At 70.1% G+C, this 18,599-nt stretch carries 16 protein-coding genes; 15 read left to right on the top strand and 1 reads right to left on the bottom strand.

Going from position 1 to position 18,599, the window contains the following annotated elements; genetic code table 11:
• Nucleotides 1-184 precede the first annotated feature (184 nt).
• The gene (locus tag CRV15_RS36665) at nt 185-322 is read left to right on the top strand and encodes a hypothetical protein (RefSeq protein WP_009997276.1); all 138 of its coding nucleotides are present in this window, start codon (nt 185-187) and stop codon (nt 320-322) included.
• A 309-nt stretch (nt 323-631) separates the two neighbouring features.
• Here CRV15_RS36665 and CRV15_RS10680 read toward each other — a convergent pair whose 3' ends face one another.
• Entirely contained in the window at nt 632-1,519 is an 888-nt protein-coding gene (locus tag CRV15_RS10680) for a C40 family peptidase (RefSeq protein ID WP_003961472.1), read from the bottom strand.
• Nucleotides 1,520-2,265: 746 nt separating this feature from the next.
• Between CRV15_RS10680 and CRV15_RS10675 the strand changes: the two genes are divergently transcribed.
• The 14 genes from CRV15_RS10675 to nuoN all read left to right on the top strand — a co-directional run bounded on the left by CRV15_RS10675 (nt 2,266) and on the right by nuoN (nt 18,481).
• Nucleotides 2,266-2,625: an NADH-quinone oxidoreductase subunit A gene (locus tag CRV15_RS10675; RefSeq protein WP_003956195.1), complete on the top strand. Its 360-nt coding sequence runs from the start codon at nt 2,266-2,268 to the stop codon at nt 2,623-2,625.
• Nucleotides 2,626-2,646: 21 nt separating this feature from the next.
• A complete protein-coding gene (locus CRV15_RS10670; RefSeq protein WP_003956196.1) occupies nt 2,647-3,201 on the top strand; it encodes a NuoB/complex I 20 kDa subunit family protein in 555 nt (184 codons plus the stop codon).
• A gap of 91 nt (nt 3,202-3,292) precedes the next feature.
• Nucleotides 3,293-4,021 carry an NADH-quinone oxidoreductase subunit C gene (locus CRV15_RS10665; RefSeq protein ID WP_003956197.1) on the top strand — a complete coding sequence of 243 codons (729 nt, stop codon included), beginning with the start codon at nt 3,293-3,295 and terminating at the stop codon, nt 4,019-4,021.
• Nucleotides 4,021-5,406 carry an NADH-quinone oxidoreductase subunit D gene (locus tag CRV15_RS10660; RefSeq protein ID WP_003961473.1) on the top strand — a complete coding sequence of 462 codons (1,386 nt, stop codon included), beginning with the start codon at nt 4,021-4,023 and terminating at the stop codon, nt 5,404-5,406. The genes CRV15_RS10665 and CRV15_RS10660 overlap by 1 nt, the downstream gene beginning before the upstream one ends.
• Nucleotides 5,403-6,251 (top strand): NADH-quinone oxidoreductase subunit NuoE, encoded by an 849-nt coding sequence (nuoE, locus tag CRV15_RS10655; RefSeq protein WP_003956199.1) that lies wholly within the window; start codon nt 5,403-5,405, stop codon nt 6,249-6,251. The genes CRV15_RS10660 and nuoE overlap by 4 nt, the downstream gene beginning before the upstream one ends.
• Nucleotides 6,251-7,627 (top strand): NADH-quinone oxidoreductase subunit NuoF, encoded by a 1,377-nt coding sequence (gene nuoF, locus CRV15_RS10650; RefSeq protein WP_003961474.1) that lies wholly within the window; start codon nt 6,251-6,253, stop codon nt 7,625-7,627. Before nuoE ends, nuoF begins: the two co-directional genes overlap by 1 nt.
• Entirely contained in the window at nt 7,624-10,143 is a 2,520-nt protein-coding gene (locus tag CRV15_RS10645; protein ID WP_003956201.1) for an NADH-quinone oxidoreductase subunit G, read from the top strand. Before nuoF ends, CRV15_RS10645 begins: the two co-directional genes overlap by 4 nt.
• Nucleotides 10,140-11,519, top strand: a complete 1,380-nt coding sequence (gene nuoH / locus CRV15_RS10640; protein ID WP_003956202.1) for an NADH-quinone oxidoreductase subunit NuoH — start codon at nt 10,140-10,142, stop codon at nt 11,517-11,519. The genes CRV15_RS10645 and nuoH overlap by 4 nt, the downstream gene beginning before the upstream one ends.
• Nucleotides 11,512-12,132, top strand: coding sequence for an NADH-quinone oxidoreductase subunit NuoI (nuoI, locus tag CRV15_RS10635; RefSeq protein WP_003961475.1), 621 nt, complete (start codon nt 11,512-11,514; stop codon nt 12,130-12,132). Before nuoH ends, nuoI begins: the two co-directional genes overlap by 8 nt.
• On the top strand, nt 12,129-13,046 hold the full coding sequence (locus tag CRV15_RS10630) for an NADH-quinone oxidoreductase subunit J (RefSeq protein ID WP_003961476.1): 918 nt from the start codon (nt 12,129-12,131) through the stop codon (nt 13,044-13,046). Before nuoI ends, CRV15_RS10630 begins: the two co-directional genes overlap by 4 nt.
• On the top strand, nt 13,043-13,342 hold the full coding sequence (nuoK, locus tag CRV15_RS10625; protein WP_003956205.1) for an NADH-quinone oxidoreductase subunit NuoK: 300 nt from the start codon (nt 13,043-13,045) through the stop codon (nt 13,340-13,342). The genes CRV15_RS10630 and nuoK overlap by 4 nt, the downstream gene beginning before the upstream one ends.
• An 11-nt stretch (nt 13,343-13,353) precedes the next feature.
• Nucleotides 13,354-15,258 (top strand): NADH-quinone oxidoreductase subunit L, encoded by a 1,905-nt coding sequence (gene nuoL / locus CRV15_RS10620; RefSeq protein ID WP_003956206.1) that lies wholly within the window; start codon nt 13,354-13,356, stop codon nt 15,256-15,258.
• 5 nt (nt 15,259-15,263) lie between these two features.
• Nucleotides 15,264-16,835 carry an NADH-quinone oxidoreductase subunit M gene (locus CRV15_RS10615; RefSeq protein WP_003961477.1) on the top strand — a complete coding sequence of 524 codons (1,572 nt, stop codon included), beginning with the start codon at nt 15,264-15,266 and terminating at the stop codon, nt 16,833-16,835.
• Entirely contained in the window at nt 16,832-18,481 is a 1,650-nt protein-coding gene (gene nuoN / locus CRV15_RS10610) for an NADH-quinone oxidoreductase subunit NuoN (protein ID WP_003956208.1), read from the top strand. Before CRV15_RS10615 ends, nuoN begins: the two co-directional genes overlap by 4 nt.
• The last annotated feature ends 118 nt before the right edge of the window (nt 18,482-18,599 follow it).

Raw genomic sequence — 18,599 nt, 5'->3', positions numbered from 1 at the left:
GGTGCCGGGGCCCGCAGTCTGGAACCCGTCCACCGATCCGGACGGTGGGCCCGGCGCCACAGGGCACGGCCCGGCACCACCGGGCACGACCCGGCGCCGATCGAGCACGGCATGCCGCACCCCGCACGTCAGGGCACCGGCGCAGCACGTCAGCAGTCAGCACAGCACTCACGGGGGATACACCATGAACACCTTCACCTTCTCTGCCACGCTCTTCCCGGTCCTCGCCGTCCTCGGGGGAACGGCCGTGCCCATCGGCACGGGCGACGACGACGGCTCGTGGGACCCGTCCCTGGACGGGGCGGCCCCGGCCGGGATCTGAGCCACAGTCCGGTCGCACCGGTTCCGTCGGCACGGCCACTCCGGCCGACGGGAGGGGGAGAGTGCGACTGCCGGGCGGGCCGGGCCACTTCAGGAGGTCCGGTCCGCCCGGGACGCCGATCACGGCGATGGGACGACGACGGGGCCGACGGGAGAGATTCCCGTCGGCCCCGTCGGCCGTGGGCCCGGCGCTCCGGAGCCCGTTCAGGGCCGCTCGGAGCCCCGTTCAAGCCCGTTCAAAGCCCGTTCGAGCCCGTTCACGTGCGGAGGAGTCGGCTCAGGGGCCCGTTTCGGGGCCCGTGGGGTCCGCTCAGAGCACGCGCACCGCGCCCGTCGCCGGGTAGCCCGACAGATCCTGGATGACCACACCCTTGGCGGGGTTCGCGGCGTCGAGGTACTGGCCGCCGCCGATGTAGACGCCGGTGTGGTACGCGCTGCCCGCGTTGCCCCAGTAGAGGATGTCGCCCACCTGGAGGTTGGAGAGAGCGACCGGGGTACCGGCGGTGGACTGCTCCTGGGAGATCCGCGGCAGGTCGACGCCCACCTGGCGGAAGGCCGCCTGGACCAGGCTGGAGCAGTCCCAGGAGTTGGGGCCGGTGGCGCCCATCACATAGGCGTCGCCGAGCTGCGCCTTGAGGAAGTTGATGACGGTGGCCACGCTGCCGGACGCCGGGGCGGAGGTGCTCGGGGCCTGGCTCTGGGAGCCGCCCGTCGTTCCTCCGGTGGCACCGGACGAAGGGGCGCTCGCCGTACGGGCGGTGGAGAGGTCGGTGCGCTCGGCGGCGCGGGCGGCCCGCTCCTGCTCGGCGGCGCGCGCGGCGGCGGCCTCCTCGCGTTCCCGCTTCTCCTCGGCCTTCTTCTCCGCCTCGGCCAGGCGTACCGCTTCGGCCTTGGCCTTCTTCGCGGTCTTCGCGGCGCGGTCGGCGGCGGAGTCCTCGCGGGCCTGGGCGTCCTGCTCGAAGGCGATTTGCTGCTGGGACTGGACGGACTCCTCGACGGCCAGCGCGAGACCGGCGGTGGGGGAGAGGACGGGCATCTCGATGGTCTCGGTCACCGGCTCGGCGTTCGCCGTTCCGGCGGACCCGGCCACCGCGATGGTGCTGAGGACACCACCGGCGACTCCGGCGCGGAGCGCCATGGCGGAGGCGCTGGGGCGGCGCGGCTTCCGGTGGCTGGTTATCTGAGCGGTGTGGGACATGGGAACAACCGCTATCAGCCGCGGCCGGTTCCCGACAACAAACGTGGGTTGCGCCACAGTTACGATCGGAATGAATCAATCCGTTTTCTGTGGGCTCTTATTGACGCCACAACGGACAAAGCGGGCGTCAGTGATCATGGCCGTGATCATGGACTTTCAGAAAAAAGTCCGAATTGCCATTCGCTTACCACTCTTGCGGATCATTGGCCAAGCCCGGTGTTCCTGGTGCCGGGACGGCGTGGCGCAGGTCACAGATCGACTTCGGTCGTGTGTGCGGACGGTGTCCGAAAGGTGACGGGGTGATGCCTGCCGGGCGGCGGGCCGGACGGTGTGCCGACGGGGCCCCGCCCGCCCCTTCCGCGGCGGCGGCGAGGGCGCTCCGCGCCAGGTGAGGCAAGGCTTACTATCACTTGATCGCGGCCACCGCCAATTTGCCCGAGCAGGCATAGGCTTGATAGTGCAAGACGCCTTTCACCAGCGAAAACCTCAAGAGATGTCACCTCTGGTGATCAACTGCGTGCTTCACGTATGAAGATCACGCCTCATCCGAGTTCATGATCGTTCGCCGGGTGGTGGAGATCACAAGAGTGGTTCCCGACCCCGTGTCGCAGATCACAGACCGGCGGGCATAGGATGCGGGGCAATCGGGCTTGTGAACTGCCTCACATGAACGCGATCTTTGTGACGGAGCGCCAGACGCCCGGTGCGGTCCACTCGGTCAAGGACGACTGGAAGGAGCGAGGAGGGTGAATGCCTACGCGCCCATCCTTGTGCTCGGCGCCCTCGGGGCAGGGTTTGCGATCTTCTCCGTGGTCATGGCCACGTTGATCGGCCCCAAGCGGTACAACCGGGCAAAGCTCGAAGCGTACGAGTGCGGCATCGAGCCGACACCGACGCCGGCCGGAGGCGGTCGCTTTCCCATCAAGTACTACCTGACGGCGATGCTCTTCATCGTCTTCGACATCGAAATCGTCTTTCTCTACCCCTGGGCGGTCAGCTTTGACGCGCTGGGGCTTTTCGGGCTCGTCGAGATGCTGCTCTTCGTGCTCACCGTGTTCGTCGCGTACGCGTATGTCTGGCGGCGCGGCGGTCTGGAATGGGACTGAGGCTGAGGGGCTGAGCGACCAATGGGACTCGAAGAGAAGCTGCCGAGCGGTTTTCTGCTGACCACCGTGGAACAGGCCGCCGGCTGGGTGCGCAAGGCGTCGGTCTTCCCCGCCACCTTCGGCCTGGCCTGCTGCGCCATCGAGATGATGACCACCGGCGCGGGCCGGTACGACCTGGCCCGCTTCGGTATGGAGGTCTTCCGCGGCTCGCCGCGCCAGGCCGATCTGATGATCGTGGCCGGCCGGGTCAGCCAGAAGATGGCCCCGGTGCTGCGGCAGGTCTACGACCAGATGCCCAACCCCAAGTGGGTCATCTCCATGGGCGTCTGCGCGTCCTCCGGCGGGATGTTCAACAACTACGCGATCGTGCAGGGCGTCGACCACATCGTCCCCGTGGACATCTATCTGCCCGGCTGCCCGCCCCGCCCCGAGATGCTGATGGACGCGATCCTCAAGCTGCACCAGAAGATCCAGTCCTCGCACCTCGGCGTGAACGCGGAGGAGGCGGCCCGGGAGGCGGAGCAGGCGGCGCTCAAGGCGCTGCCGCTGATCGAGATGAAGGGACTGCTCCGGTGAGCGGGACACACCCCGCGGCCGGGCGGCCGACCAAGGACCGGGCCGCACCCCCGCGCCGCAGTGGCCGGGGCACGGCCCCCGAGGAGGGGCGATGACGGACCAGCCGAACCCCGAGAAGGAACTCAGCGAGCAGAACCTCCCCGGCCAGCGCGGTGAGCACGGCGAGGAGATCCGCGTCCAGCGCGGCATGTTCGGCGCCGCCAACGGCGGCGACACCTCCGGCTACGGCGGACTCGTCCGCTCCGTACGGCTGCCGGGCCCGGCCTCCCGCCCCTACGGCGGCTGGTTCGACGAGGTCGCCGACGAGCTGGAGGGCGCGCTCGAAGAACAGGGGCTCGTCCCCGAGCACGCCATCGCGCAGACCGTCGTGGACCGGGGGGAGCTGACCTTCCACATCGAACGGGAGCATCTGCTCCAGGTCGCCCGCACCCTGCGCGACGACCCCGCGCTCCGCTTCGAGCTGTGCACCGGGGTCAGCGGGGTCCACTACCCCGAGGACAAGGGCCGCGAGCTGCACGCCGTCTACCATCTGCGCTCGCTCACCCACGGCCGGCTGATCCGCGTCGAGGTCAGCGCCCCCGACGCCGATCCGCACATCCCGTCGCTGGTCTCCGTCTATCCCACCAACGACTGGCACGAGCGCGAGACCTACGACTTCTTCGGCCTGGTCTTCGACGGCCACCCCGCCCTCACCCGAATCATGATGCCGGACGACTGGCAGGGCTTCCCCCAGCGCAAGGACTATCCGCTCGGTGGCATCGCCGTCGAGTACAAGGGCGCCCAGATCCCGGCTCCGGACCAGCGGAGGTCGTACAGCTGATGGCCACTTCCCACGCGGACCACCCCGCGGACCACCCGGTGGACGCCCCGGCGGACCCCTCCGGCGGGACCGCGCCCGCCCAGTCCCGCGAGACCACCGAAGGCACGGTCTACACGGTCACCGGCGGCGACTGGGACGAGGTCGCCGAGAGCGCCGCCCGCGCCGACGACGAGCGCATCGTCGTCAACATGGGGCCCCAGCACCCGTCCACCCACGGAGTGCTCCGGCTGATCCTGGAGATCGACGGCGAGACCGTCACCGAGGCCCGCTGCGGTATCGGCTACCTCCACACCGGCATCGAGAAGAACCTCGAATTCCGGAACTGGACCCAGGGCACCACCTTCGTGACGCGCATGGACTACCTCACGCCCTTCTTCAACGAGGCGGCCTACTGCCTCGCGGTCGAGAAGCTGCTGGGCATCGAGGACCAGATCCCGGACCGCGCCTCCGTCATCCGGGTGCTGCTGATGGAGCTGAACCGGCTCTCCTCGCATCTGGTGTGCATCGCCACCGGCGGCATGGAGCTGGGCGCCACCACCATCATGATCTACGGCTTCCGCGACCGCGAGCTGATCCTCGACCTCTATGAGCTGATCACCGGGCTGCGGATGAACCACGCCTACATCCGCCCCGGCGGCCTCGCCCAGGATCTGCCCGCGGGCGCCGTGGACCGGCTGCGCGAGTTCGTGAAGACCATGAAGAAGAACCTGCCGGAGTACGACAAGCTCGCCACCGGCAACCCCATCTTCAAGGCCCGGATGCAGGGCATCGGCCATCTCGACCTGACCGGCTGCATGGCGCTGGGCGCCACCGGCCCGATCCTGCGCGCCGCCGGGCTGCCGCACGACCTGCGCAAGACCGACCCGTACTGCGGTTACGAGACCTACGACTTCGAGGTCCCCACCGCCGACACCTGCGACTCCTACGGCCGCTTCCTGATCCGTCTGGAGGAGATGCGGCAGTCGCTGCGGATCGTCGAGCAGTGCGTCGAACGGCTCGCCCCCGGCCCCGTCATGGTCGCCGACAAGAAGATCGCCTGGCCCGCGCAGCTCGCCCTCGGGCCCGATGGACTCGGCAACTCCCTCGACCACATCAAGAAGATCATGGGCACCTCCATGGAGGCCCTGATCCACCACTTCAAGCTGGTCACTGAGGGGTTCAGGGTCCCCGCCGGACAGGCGTACGCGGCCGTCGAATCCCCCAAGGGCGAACTCGGCGCCCATGTCGTCTCCGACGGCGGCACCCGCCCCTACCGGGTCCACTTCCGGGACCCCTCCTTCACCAACCTCCAGTCCATGGCGGCGATGTGCGAGGGCGGCCAGGTCGCCGACGTCATCGTCGCCGTCGCGTCCATCGACCCCGTGATGGGAGGCGTCGACCGATGACGGCCCAGTCGCCCAAGCAGGAAGTGGCGCTCGGGATGCCCCAGCTCCCCGCCCCCGACTACCCGGCCGAGGTGCGGGCCAGGCTGGAGACGGACGCCAAGGACGTCATCTCCCGCTACCCCGACTCCCGTTCGGCACTGCTGCCGCTGCTCCACCTGGTGCAGTCCGAGGAGGGCTTCGTCTCCCGCACCGGTATGCGCTTCTGCGCCGAGGTGCTCGATCTGACCACCGCCGAGGTCACCGCCGTGGCCACCTTCTACACCATGTACCGCCGCGGGCCCTCCGGCGACTACCAGGTCGGGGTCTGCACCAACACCCTCTGCGCCGTCATGGGCGGGGACGCCATCTTCGAGGACCTCAAGGAACACCTCGGCGTCGGCAACAACGGGACCACCGAGGACGGCAAGGTCACGCTGGAGCACATCGAGTGCAACGCGGCCTGCGACTTCGCCCCCGTGGTGATGGTGAACTGGGAGTTCTTCGACAACCAGACCCCCGCGTCCGCCCGCGCCCTCGTGGACGACCTGCGCGCGGGCCGCCCCGTGAGCCCCACCCGCGGCGCGCCCCTGTGCACCTTCCGGGAGACCGCCCGCATCCTCGCCGGATTCCCGGACGAGCGCCCCGGGGCCACCGCCGCGAGCGGCGGCGCCGGACCCGCCTCCCTCGTCGGGCTCCGGCTGGCCAAGGGCGAGGGCCCGGCGAAGGTGGTCGCCCCCCGCGGCGAGACCGCCCAGGACACGCCCCGGCCCGGTTCCCGGCACCGCGGCCCACAGGACGCACCGCGGCCCACCGCGGACTCCGGCCCCGGCCACCCGTCCGGGCCGGTCACCGAGGAGGGGGAGTGATGACCTTGTCCACGGAGCAGGGCGACACCGCCCGTCCCCCGGCCGACGAGGGACAGGGCCCCGAGCAGCTCCTGACCCCCGTCCTGTCGGCCTTCTGGGACGAGGAGGAGTCCTGGACGCTGGAGACCTATCGGCGCCACGACGGCTACCAGGGCCTGCGCAAGGCCCTGGCCATGGCCCCCGACGACCTCATCGCCCATGTCAAGGACTCCGGGCTGCGCGGCCGGGGCGGCGCGGGCTTCCCCACCGGGATGAAGTGGCAGTTCATCCCCCAGGGAGACGGCAAACCGCACTATCTAGTTGTCAACGCCGACGAATCGGAGCCCGGGACCTGCAAGGACATCCCGCTCCTCTTCGCCAACCCGCATTCCCTCATCGAGGGGATGATCATCGCCTGTTGGGCGATCCGTTCGAACCATGCCTTCATCTATCTGCGCGGCGAGGTCGTCCCCGTCCTCCGCAGGCTCCACGAGGCCGTACGGGAAGCCTATGAAGCGGGCTATCTGGGCCGGAACATCCTCGGCAGCGGACTCGATCTCGACATCACGGTGCACGCGGGCGCGGGCGCGTACATCTGCGGTGAGGAGACCGCGCTGCTCGACTCGCTCGAAGGACGCCGCGGCCAGCCCCGGCTGCGACCCCCCTTCCCCGCGGTCGCCGGTCTGTACGCGTGCCCCACTGTGGTGAACAACGTCGAGTCCATCGCGTCGGTTCCCGCGATCCTGCACCGGGGCAAGGACTGGTTCCGTTCGATGGGCAGCGATAAGTCCGCGGGCTTCACGCTCTACTCGCTCAGCGGCCATGTGGCGAGCCCCGGACAGTACGAGGCCCCGCTCGGGATCACCCTGCGCCAGCTCCTCGACATGAGCGGCGGCATGCGCCCCGGCCACCGGCTGAAGTTCTGGACCCCCGGCGGCTCCTCCACCCCGCTGCTCACCGAGGAACACCTCGACGTCCCCCTCGACTACGAGGGCGTCGCCGCCGCCGGGTCCATGCTCGGCACCAAGGCGCTCCAGTGCTTCGACGAGACCACCTGCGTGGTGCGGGCCGTCACCCGCTGGACCGAGTTCTACGCCCATGAGTCCTGCGGCAAGTGCACCCCCTGCCGCGAGGGCACCTACTGGCTCGTCCAGCTCCTGCGCGACATCGAGGACGGCAAGGGCGCGCCCGCCGACCTCGACAAGCTCGCGGACATCGCCGACAACATCAACGGCAAGTCCTTCTGCGCCCTCGGCGACGGCGCCGCGTCCCCGATCTTCTCCTCGCTCCGCTACTTCCGCGCGGAGTACGAGGCGCACCTCGACGGAGCGGGCTGCCCCTTCGACCCGGCCAAGTCCACCGCTTGGGCCGACCACCCCACGGAGGTGACCGCATGACCGTGACCACCGGCGCTCCCTCCGGGGGTGGCCAGGCGGCCAAGCCGCCCGAGGACCTGGTCACGCTGACCATCGACGGCGCGGAGATCAGCGTGCCCAAGGGGACGCTCGTCATCCGGGCCGCCGAACTCCTCGGCATCGAGATCCCCCGCTTCTGCGACCACCCCCTGCTGGACCCCGCCGGAGCCTGCCGCCAGTGCATCGTCGAGGTCGAGGGCCAGCGCAAGCCGATGGCCTCCTGCACCATCACCTGCACCGACGGCATGGTGGTCAGGTCGCAGCTCACCTCGCCCGCCGCCGAGAAGGCGCAGCAGGGCGTGATGGAGCTGCTGCTGATCAACCATCCGCTGGACTGCCCCGTCTGCGACAAGGGCGGCGAGTGCCCCCTCCAGAACCAGGCGATGTCCCACGGCGGGGCCGAGTCCCGCTTCGAGGGCAGGAAGCGGACCTACGAGAAGCCGGTACCGATCTCCACCCAGGTGCTGCTCGACCGCGAGCGCTGTGTGCTGTGCGCCCGCTGTACCCGCTTCTCGAACCAGATCGCGGGCGACCCGATGATCGAACTCGTGGAACGGGGCGCGCTCCAGCAGGTCGGCACCGGTGAGGGCGACCCCTTCGCCTCGTACTTCTCCGGCAACACCATCCAGATCTGTCCGGTGGGCGCGCTGACCTCGGCCGCCTACCGCTTCCGTTCCCGCCCCTTCGACCTGGTCTCCTCGCCGAGCGTCTGCGAGCACTGCGCCGGGGGCTGCGCCACCCGCACCGACCACCGCCGGGGCAAGGTCATGCGGCGGCTCGCCGCCGACGACCCCGAGGTCAACGAGGAGTGGATCTGCGACAAGGGGCGGTTCGCCTTCCGCTACGCCCAGGGCAAGGACCGGCTCACCACCCCGCTGGTGCGCGACGCCGATGGCGCGCTCCGGCCCGCGAGCTGGCCCGAGGCGCTCGAAGCGGCGGCGGCCGGTCTGGGCGCGGCCCGCGGCCGGGCGGGGGTGCTCACCGGCGGCCGGCTCACCGTCGAGGATGCCTACGCGTACGCCAAGTTCGCCCGGGTCGCCCTCGACACCAACGACATCGACTTCCGGGCCCGGGTCCACTCCCCGGAGGAGGCCGACTTCCTCGCCGCGCGGGTGGCCGGAAAGGGCCGCGACCTCGCGGACGGCGGTCGGGCCGTGACCTATGCGCTCCTGGAGCGCGCCCCCGCGGTCCTGCTCGTCGGCTTCGAGGCCGAGGAGGAGGCCCCCGGGGTCTTCCTGCGGCTGCGCAAGGCCCACCGCAAGCACGGGCAGCGCGTCTACGCCCTCGCGAGCCACGCCACCCGGGGCCTGGCCAAGGCGGGCGGCACCTTGCTGCCCGCCGCGCCCGGCACCGAGACCGAGTGGCTGGACGCCCTCAGCGGACAGGTCGGACTGGACGCGGGCGGTGCCGGGGCCCAGGCCGCCGACGCGCTGCGCGCGGAGGGCGCGGTCATCGTCGTCGGCGAACGGCTCGCCGCGGTCCCCGGCGGCTTCACCGCCGCCGTCCGCACCGCCACCGCGACCGGCGCCCGGCTGGTGTGGATTCCGCGCCGGGCCGGTGAGCGCGGCGCGGTCGAGGCGGGCGCGCTGCCCTCGCTGCTGCCCGGCGGACGCCCCGCCACCGACCCGCGCGCCCGTGAGGAGACCGCCGAGATCTGGCGGGTCCGTGAACTCCCGCGCGCCTATGGGCGGGACACCGGCCGGATCGTGGCCGCGGCGGCCACCGGCGAGCTGGGCGCCCTGCTGGTCGCGGGCGTCGAGGTCGCCGATCTGCCCGACCCGGCGCGGGCCCGCGAGGCCCTGGCCGCCGTCGGTTTCCTGGTCTCCCTGGAGCTGGCGCCGAGCGAGGTCACCGAGCGGGCCGACGTGGTCCTCCCGGTGGCCGCGGTCGCCGAGAAGTCCGGCACGTTCCTCGACTGGGAGGGCCGGGCCCGGCCCTTCGAGGCGGCGCTCAAGCCCGAGCAGATGACCCGCGGGCTCGCCCCGTCCGACGCCCGGGTGCTCCATATGCTCGCGGACGCCATGGACGTGCCCTTCGGGCTGCCCGATGTCGCCGCCGTGCGCCGGGAGATGCACCGGCTGGGCACCTGGGGCGGACCGGGGGCCACCGAGCCGATGGAGTCCGCCCGTCCGCTGCCCCGCGCGGGTGACGGCGAGGCCGTGCTCGCGGGCCACCGCCTCCTGCTCGACCAGGGGCTGCTGCAACGCGGTGACGAGGCGCTGGCCGGTACCCGGCACGCCGCCGTCGTCCGGCTCTCGGCGGCCACGGCGGCCGAGTCCGGCGTCCAGGACGGCGAGGAGCTGGCCGTCACCGGCCCCGCGGGCACCGTACGGCTGCCGCTCGCGATCACCGAGATGCCCGACCGGGTGGTCTGGCTGCCGCTGAACTCCACCGGCGGCGGGGTGCTCTCCGACACCGGGGCCCACCCCGGCGAGCTGGTCCGGATCGGCCCGGCCGCCCCGCAGTCCGCGACGACGGCGCCGGAGGTGCGCGCATGATCTCCCAGGTGCAGGTCCTCGCGGCCGAGGACCTCTCGATGTTCGGGCGCGACCCCTGGTGGCTGGTGCTGATCAAGGCGGTGTTCTGCTTCGCCTTCCTCATGGTGACGGTGCTGTTCTCGATCGTCTGGGAACGCAAGGTCGTCGCCTGGATGCAGTTGCGCATCGGCCCCAACCGGCACGGCCCCTGGGGGCTGCTCCAGTCCCTCGCCGACGGCGTCAAGCTGATGCTGAAGGAGGACGTCGTCGTCAAGCGCGCGGACAAGGTCGTCTACATCCTCGCGCCGATCGTCGCCGCCATCCCCGCGTTCATGGCGATCGCGGTCATCCCCTTCGGCCCGGCGGGCAACGAGGTCTCGATCTTCGGCCAGCGCACCACGATGCAGCTCACCGATCTGCCGATCGCGATGCTCTACGTCCTCGCGGTCGCCTCGGTCGGCATCTACGGCATCGTGCTGGCGGGCTGGTCGTCCGGCTCCACCTATCCGCTGCTCGGCGGGCTCCGCTCCTGCGCGCAGATGATCTCGTACGAGATCGCGATGGGCGCGGCCTTCGCCTCCGTCTTCCTCTACTCCGGCTCGATGTCGACCTCGGCGATCGTGGAGGCGCAGGCGGACCGCTGGTATGTGCTGCTGCTGCCGGTCTCGTTCATCATCTACATCGTCACGATGGTGGGAGAGACCAACCGGGCGCCGTTCGACATGCCGGAGTCCGAGGGCGATCTCGTCGGCGGCTTCAACACCGAGTACAGCTCGATCAAGTTCGCGCTGTTCATGCTGGCGGAGTACGTCAACATGGTCACCGTCTCCGCCGTGTCGGTCACCCTCTTCCTGGGCGGCTGGCGGGCCCCCTACCCGATCTCCACCTTCTGGGAGGGCGCCAACCACGGCTGGTGGCCGATGCTCTGGTTCGTCATCAAGGTCCAGTTGCTGCTGTTCTTCTTCATCTGGCTGCGCGGCACGCTGCCCCGGGTCCGCTACGACCAGCTCATGAAGCTCGGCTGGAAGGTGCTCATCCCGGTATCGGTGGTCTGGCTGATGCTGGTCGCGACCGTCCGGGCGCTGCGGAACGAGAACTACGACTTCCAGCAGATCGTGCTCTATGTCGCCGGAGCGGTGATCGCCCTGCTGCTGCTCTCCTTCGTCGCGGACATCTTCCGCGACCGGCGGGACCAGCAGGAGCAGGGCGACCGGGAGGCGGCGGCCCCGGACTTCGACCCGATGGCGGGCGGCTATCCCGTTCCCCCGCTGCCCGGGCAGACCCTGCCGCCGGTGCCGCGCAGGCGCCCGCGCCGTGAACGCGAGCTGATTGTCAGTGGTGGACCCGACACTGTGAGTGAGGGATCTCGCGAAGGAAAGGAGGCTGACGGTGTCTGAGGAATCGGAGAAGTTCCAGAACCCGGTCGCCGGCTTCGGCGTGACCTTCAAGGCCATGTTCAAGCGGCGGCTGACCGAGCAGTACCCGGAGGAGCAGAAGGTCACAGCGCCGCGCTTCCACGGCCGGCATCAGCTCAACCGGCATCCGGACGGGCTGGAGAAGTGCGTCGGCTGCGAGCTGTGCGCCTGGGCGTGCCCCGCCGACGCCATCTATGTGGAGGGCGCGGACAACACCGACGAGGAGCGCTACTCGCCGGGCGAGCGGTACGGCCGCGTCTATCAGATCAACTACGCCCGCTGCATCCTCTGCGGGCTCTGCATCGAGGCGTGCCCCACCCGGGCGCTCACGATGACCAACGAGTTCGAGCTGGCCGACAGCTCCCGCGAGAACCTGATCTATACGAAGGAGCAGCTCCTCGCCGGGCTGACGGAGGGCATGGTCGACTCCCCGCACGCCCTTTACCCCGGGATGGACGAGGGCGACTACTACCGGGGCGCCGTCACCGGGGCCGCCCCCGGGACCGTCCGTCAGACCGCCGTCTCCCAGGGCGAGAAGGACGAGAAGGACAAGAAGGACGAGAGCGACGAGAAGGCCAAGGAGGTGGACGCATGACCGGCCCGATCCCGCTGGGCACCCTGGCCGCGTCCACCACGTCCACCGGTGAGGCCGTGCAGTTCTGGGTGCTCGGGACCGTCGCCGTGCTGGGCGCGCTCTGTACGATCCTGATGAAACGGGCCGTGCACAGCGCCCTCTGCCTCGCCGGGACCATGGTGGTCCTGGCGGTCTTCTACCTCGCCAACGGGGCCTACTTCCTGGGCGTGGTGCAGATCGTCGTCTACACCGGCGCGATCATGATGCTCTTCCTCTTCGTGGTCATGCTCGTCGGCGTCACCGCCGCCGACTCCCTGAAGGAGACGCTGAAGGGCCAGCGCTGGCTGGCCGCCCTCTGCGGGCTCGGCTTCGGGGTGCTCCTGGTCGCCGGTCTCGGCAACGCCTCGCTGAACGAGTTCAACGGACTCGGCGCGGCCAACAGCGAGCACGGCGGCAATGTGGAGGGCCTGGCCGCCCTCATCTTCACCAAGTACGTGTTCGCCTTCGAGATCACCGGCGCGCTGCTGATCACTGCGACGGTGGGCGCGATGGTGCTCACCCACCGCGAGCGCACCGAGCAGGCCAGGACCCAGCGCGAGCAGGCCGAAGAGCGGGTGCGCGCGGGCGTTCAGCTCCCGCCGCTGCCCGCGCCCGGCGTCTACGCCCGGCACAACGCCGTCGATATCGCGGGTCTGCTGCCCGACGGCACCCCGTCCGAGCTGACCGTCAGCCGGACCCTGCGCGAACGCGGCCAGATCCGCGATGTGTCCACGCAGGCGCTGGACGACCTCAAGGCGCTGGAGCAGCGCTCCGAGGAGCGGCTGGGACGCGGGGGCCACGGCCCCGACGCCCCCGGACCCGCAGGTGATGGACCCGATGACCGTACCCGGAACACCGATGACCGGGACCGGGACGGAGAGGAGGCTCATCGGTGAATCCGGCCAACTACCTCTATCTGGCTGCGCTGCTGTTCACGATCGGTGCGGCCGGAGTGCTGATCCGGCGGAACGCCATCGTGGTCTTCATGTGCATCGAGCTGATGCTCAACGCCTGCAATCTCGCGCTCGTCGCCTTCTCCCGGATGCACGGCAATCTCGACGGCCAGATCATCGCCTTCTTCACGATGGTCGTCGCCGCCGCCGAGGTCGTGGTGGGACTCGCGATCATCGTGTCCCTGTTCCGTTCCCGCCACTCGGCCTCGGTCGACGACGCCAGCCTGATGAAGCTGTGAGGGGCTGAACCGTGACGAACGCTGAGAATCTGATCGCGCTGCTGATCGGCGCGCCCCTGCTCGGAGCGGCGGTGCTGCTGTGCGGGGGGCGGCGGCTCGACCGCGCCGGCCACTGGATCGGCACCGCGCTGGCCGGTGCGTCCTTTGCCATCGGCGCGGTGCTCTTCCTCGACATGCTGGGCCGGAGCGCCGACGAACGGACCCTGCACCAGAAGCTGTTCAGCTGGATTCCGGTGGAGGGCTTCCAGGCGGATGTCGCCTTCCAGCTCGACCAGCTCTCGATGACCTTCGTCCTGCTGATCACCGGTGTGGGCACGCTGATCCATGTCTACTCGATCGGCTACATGGAGCACGACGAGCGGCGCCGCCGCTTCTTCGGCTATCTCAATCTCTTCCTCGCGGCGATGCTGCTGCTCGTCCTCGCCGACAACTATCTGCTGCTGTACTTCGGCTGGGAGGGCGTCGGCCTCGCCTCGTACCTGCTGATCGGCTTCTGGCAGCACAAGCCCAGCGCGGCGACGGCGGCGAAGAAGGCGTTCCTGGTCAACCGGGTCGGTGACATCGGCCTGTCGATCGCGATCATGCTGATGTTCACCACCTTCGGCACCTTCGCCTTCGGGCCGGTGCTCGGCTCGGTCGACGAGACCGGTGAGGGCAGGCTGACGGCGATCGGGCTGATGCTGCTGCTCGCCGCCTGCGGCAAGTCGGCGCAGGTGCCGCTCCAGTCCTGGCTGGGGGACGCGATGGAGGGCCCGACCCCGGTCTCGGCCCTGATCCACGCGGCCACCATGGTCACCGCGGGTGTCTATCTGATCGTCCGCTCCGGCGCGATCTTCAACGCGGCGCCGGACGCCCAGCTCGCGGTCGTCGTCGTCGGCGCGGTCACGCTGCTCTTCGGTGCGATCGTCGGTTGCGCCAAGGACGACATCAAGAAGGCGCTGGCCGGGTCCACGATGTCGCAGATCGGCTATATGATCCTCGCCGCCGGTCTGGGCCCCATCGGCTATGTCTTCGCCATCATGCACCTGGTGACGCACGGCTTCTTCAAGGCCGGGCTCTTCCTGGGCGCCGGTTCGGTCATGCACGGCATGAACGACGAGGTCGACATGCGGAAGTACGGCGGGCTGCGCACCTATATGCCCGTCACCTTCATCACCTTCGGGCTCGGCTATCTCGCCATCATCGGCTTCCCCGGGCTCTCCGGCTTCTTCTCCAAGGACAAGATCATCGAGGCGGCCTTCGCCAAGGGCGGCACCGAGGGCTGGATTCTGGGCTCGGTCGCCCTGCTGGGCGCCGCCATCACCGCGTTCTACATGACCCGGGTGATGGTGCTGACCTTCTTCGGCGAGAAGCGCTGGCAGCCGGACGCCCGGGGGGAGCTGCCGCATCCGCACGAGTCCCCGAAGTCGATGACCATTCCGATGGTGATCCTGGCCTTCGGCTCGGTCTTCGCGGGCGGTCTCTTCTCCATCGGCGACCGCTTCCTCACCTGGCTGGAGCCGGTCACCGGCGCGGAGCACGGCCATCCGCCGATCAGCGCCGCCACCGTCACGGCGTCCACCGTGGTCGCCCTGCTCATCGGGGTCTCCATCGCCTGGGCGATGTACGGGCGGCGGCCGGTGCCCGTCACCCCGCCGCGCGGCTCGCTGCTCACCCGGGCGGCCCGCCGCGATCTGCTCCAGGACGACTTCAACCATGTGGTCCTGGTCCGCGGCGGTGAGCATCTGACCCGCTCCCTGGTCTATGTGGACCACACCCTCGTCGACGGGGTGGTCAACGGTACGGCGGCGTCCGTCGGCGGTCTCTCCGGCCGGCTCCGCAAGCTCCAGAACGGCTACGTCCGCTCGTACGCCGTCTCCATGTTCGGAGGTACGGCGGTGCTGATCGCCGCGACCCTGCTGATGAGGGGTGTGTGACCGCGATGTCCTTTCCGCTCCTCACCGCGACGGCGGCGGTTCCGGCGCTCGGTGCGATCGTCACCGCCGCCGTGCCCGCCGCCCGGCGGACGGCGGCCAAATGGGTGGCGCTGTTCTTCTCACTGGTCACCCTGGGGCTCGCCGCGGGCGTCTTCGTCCGCTTCGACCCCGGCGGCGACCGCTACCAGCTCACCGAGTCGCACGCCTGGATCAAGGACTTCGGCGTCCGCTACGAGCTGGGCGTCGACGGCATCGGGGTGGCGCTGATCGCGCTCACCGCGCTGCTGATCCCGTTCGTGATCCTCGCCGGGTGGAACGACGCCGACCCCCAGGAGACCGGCTCCACCCGCTGGCGGCCCACCCAGGGCTTCTTCGCCCTGATCCTGATGGTCGAGGCGATGGTGATCCTCTCCTTCGAGGCCACCGACGTCTTCCTCTTCTACATCCTGTTCGAAGCCATGCTGATCCCGATGTACTTCCTCATCGGCGGCTTCGGCGACCGCGCCCACGCGGGCACGGACCGCAACGCGGCGGCGCAGCGCTCCTACGCGGCCGTCAAGTTCCTGCTGTACAACCTGGTCGGCGGGCTGATCATGCTGGCCGCCGTCATCGGGCTCTACGCGGTCGCGGGCACCTTCTCGCTCTCCGAGATCGCCGCCGCCCGGGCGGGCGGACAACTGGAGCTGGCCACCCATACCGAGCGCTGGCTCTTCCTCGGCTTCTTCTTCGCCTTCGCGGTCAAGGCGCCGCTGTGGCCGCTGCACACCTGGCTGCCCAACGCCATGGGCGAGGCGACCGCCCCGGTCGCGGTGCTCATCACGGCGGTGGTCGACAAGGTGGGCACCTTCGCGATGCTCCGCTTCTGCCTCCAGCTCTTCCCGGAGGCGTCCGCCTGGGCCACCCCGGTGATCCTGGTGCTGGCGCTGGTCAGCATCGTCTACGGTGCCCTGCTCGCGGTCGGCCAGCGGGACATCAAGCGGCTGATCGCCTATGCCTCGATCTCCCACTTCGGCTTCATCGTCCTCGGCATCTTCGCGATGACCTCCCAGGGGCAGTCGGGCGCCACGCTCTACATGGTCAACCACGGGATCTCGACCGCCGCCCTGATGCTGGTGGCCGGGTTCCTCATCTCCCGGCGCGGCTCGCGGCTCATCGCGGACTACGGCGGGGTGCAGAAGGTCGCCCCCGTGCTCGCGGGCACCTTCCTCATCGGCGGTCTGGCCACCCTCTCGCTGCCCGGGCTCGCGCCCTTCGTCAGTGAGTTCCTGGTCCTCGTGGGCACCTTCGCCCGCTACCCGGTCGCGGGGATCGTCGCCACCTCCGGCATCGTGCTCGCCGCGCTCTACACCCTCGTCCTCTACCAGCGGACCATGACCGGCCCGGTCAAGGACGAGGTGGCGAAGATGCCCGACCTCAGGGCGCGGGAACTGGCGGTCGTGGCACCGCTGATCGCGCTGCTGATCCTCCTCGGCGTCTTCCCCAAGCCGCTGACGGAGATCGTCGACCCGGCGGTGGAGCACACCCTGTCGGACGTCCAGAAGACTGACCCCCGGCCCGATGTGGAGGCGGCCAAGTGAGCCCTGTAGCTGTCCACACCCTGTGGACGACGGCGGCCGGGCCCGTCGACAAGATCCCCGCCCCGGACATCGAGTACGCCCAGCTCGCGCCGGTCCTCATCGTCGTCGGCGCGGCGATCGTCGGGCTGCTGCTCGAAGCCTTCCTGCCGCGCAGGGCACGCTATCCCGCCCAGTTCGTCCTGACGTTCTTCGCGCTCGCCGCCGCGTTCGTCTCCGTCGTCGCCCTCGCCCGGTCCGGCTACGGCACCTCCAAGGTGAACATCGCGGCGATGGGCGCCATCGCGATCGACGGGCCGACGCTCTTCCTCCAGGGCACGATCCTGCTGGCGTCGATCCTGGCCGTGTTCACCTTCGCCGAGCGGGGGCTCGACCCCCACGCGGAGGGGAAACCGGTGGACTCCTTCGTCGCCCAGGCGGCGGCGGTGCCCGGCAGCGACAGCGAGAAGGCCGCCGTGAAGGCGGGGTTCACCACCACCGAGGTCTATCCGCTGGCGCTGTTCGCCATCGCCGGGCTGCTGGTCTTCCCCGCCGCGAACGACCTGCTGACGCTCTTCATCGCGCTGGAGGTCCTCTCCCTGCCGCTGTATCTGCTCTGCGCGCTCGCCCGCCGCAAGCGGCTCCTGTCGCAGGAGGCGGCCGTGAAGTACTTCCTGCTCGGCGCCTTCTCCTCCGCCTTCCTCCTCTTCGGGGTGGCGCTGCTGTACGGCTACGCGGGCTCTGTCTCGTACGCGCGGATCGCCGATGTCGTCGACGGCAGTGTGCGCACCATCGATCCGGCGCTCGCCGACACCATGGGCAATGACGTCCTGCTGCTGATCGGCACCGCGCTGATCCTCATGGGGCTGCTGTTCAAGGTGGGCGCGGTGCCGTTCCACATGTGGACCCCGGACGTCTACCAGGGCGCCCCCACGCCCATCACCGGCTTCATGGCGGCGGCGACCAAGGTGGCGGCCTTCGGCGCGCTGCTGCGGCTGCTGTACGTGGTGCTGCCGGGGCTGCGCTGGGACTGGCGGCCGGTGATGTGGGGCGTCGCCATCATCACCATGCTGGGCGGGGCGATCGTCGCCATCACCCAGACCGACATCAAGCGGATGCTGGCGTACTCCTCGATCGCGCACGCCGGGTTCATCCTGGTCGGCGTGGTCGCGGTGAACGAGGACGGGGTGTCCTCGGTCCTGTTCTATCTGGCGGCCTACTCCTTTGTGACGATCGGCGCGTTCGCGGTGGTCACCCTGGTGCGGGACGCGGGCGGCGAGGCGACCCACCTCTCCCAGTGGGCCGGGCTGGGGCGGCGCTCCCCGGTGGTGGCGGCGGTCTTCGCGGTGTTCCTGCTGGCCTTCGCCGGTATCCCGCTGACGGCCGGGTTCTCCGGGAAGTTCGCCGTCTTCAAGGCGGCGGCCGAGGGCGGGGCGGAGCCGCTGGTGGTCGTGGGTGTGATCGCGTCGGCGATCGCGGCGTTCTTCTACATCCGGGTCATCGTGCTGATGTTCTTCAGCGAGCCGAAGCCCGACGGGCCGACGGTCGCGGTGCCCTCGGGGATGACGACGGCGGCGATCACCACGGGTGTCGTCGTCACCCTGATCCTCGGCATCGCTCCGCAGTACTTCCTCGATCTGGCGGGACAGGCCGGGGTGTTCGTCCGGTAGCCGCCGCCGTCGCACCGCTCCGGAAGCCGGAAGGCCGAAGGGCCCGGGGATCGCTCCCCGGGCCCTTCGCCCTGTCCGTCTGTCCGTGGGCCCGGTCCCTGGCCGGGCCGCGCGGCGA

Source organism: Streptomyces clavuligerus (genome assembly GCF_005519465.1).
Lineage (GTDB): Bacteria > Actinomycetota > Actinomycetes > Streptomycetales > Streptomycetaceae > Streptomyces > Streptomyces clavuligerus.
Note: the sequence above shows the minus strand (reverse complement) of the source record. Positions and strands in the feature narration are given on the sequence as shown.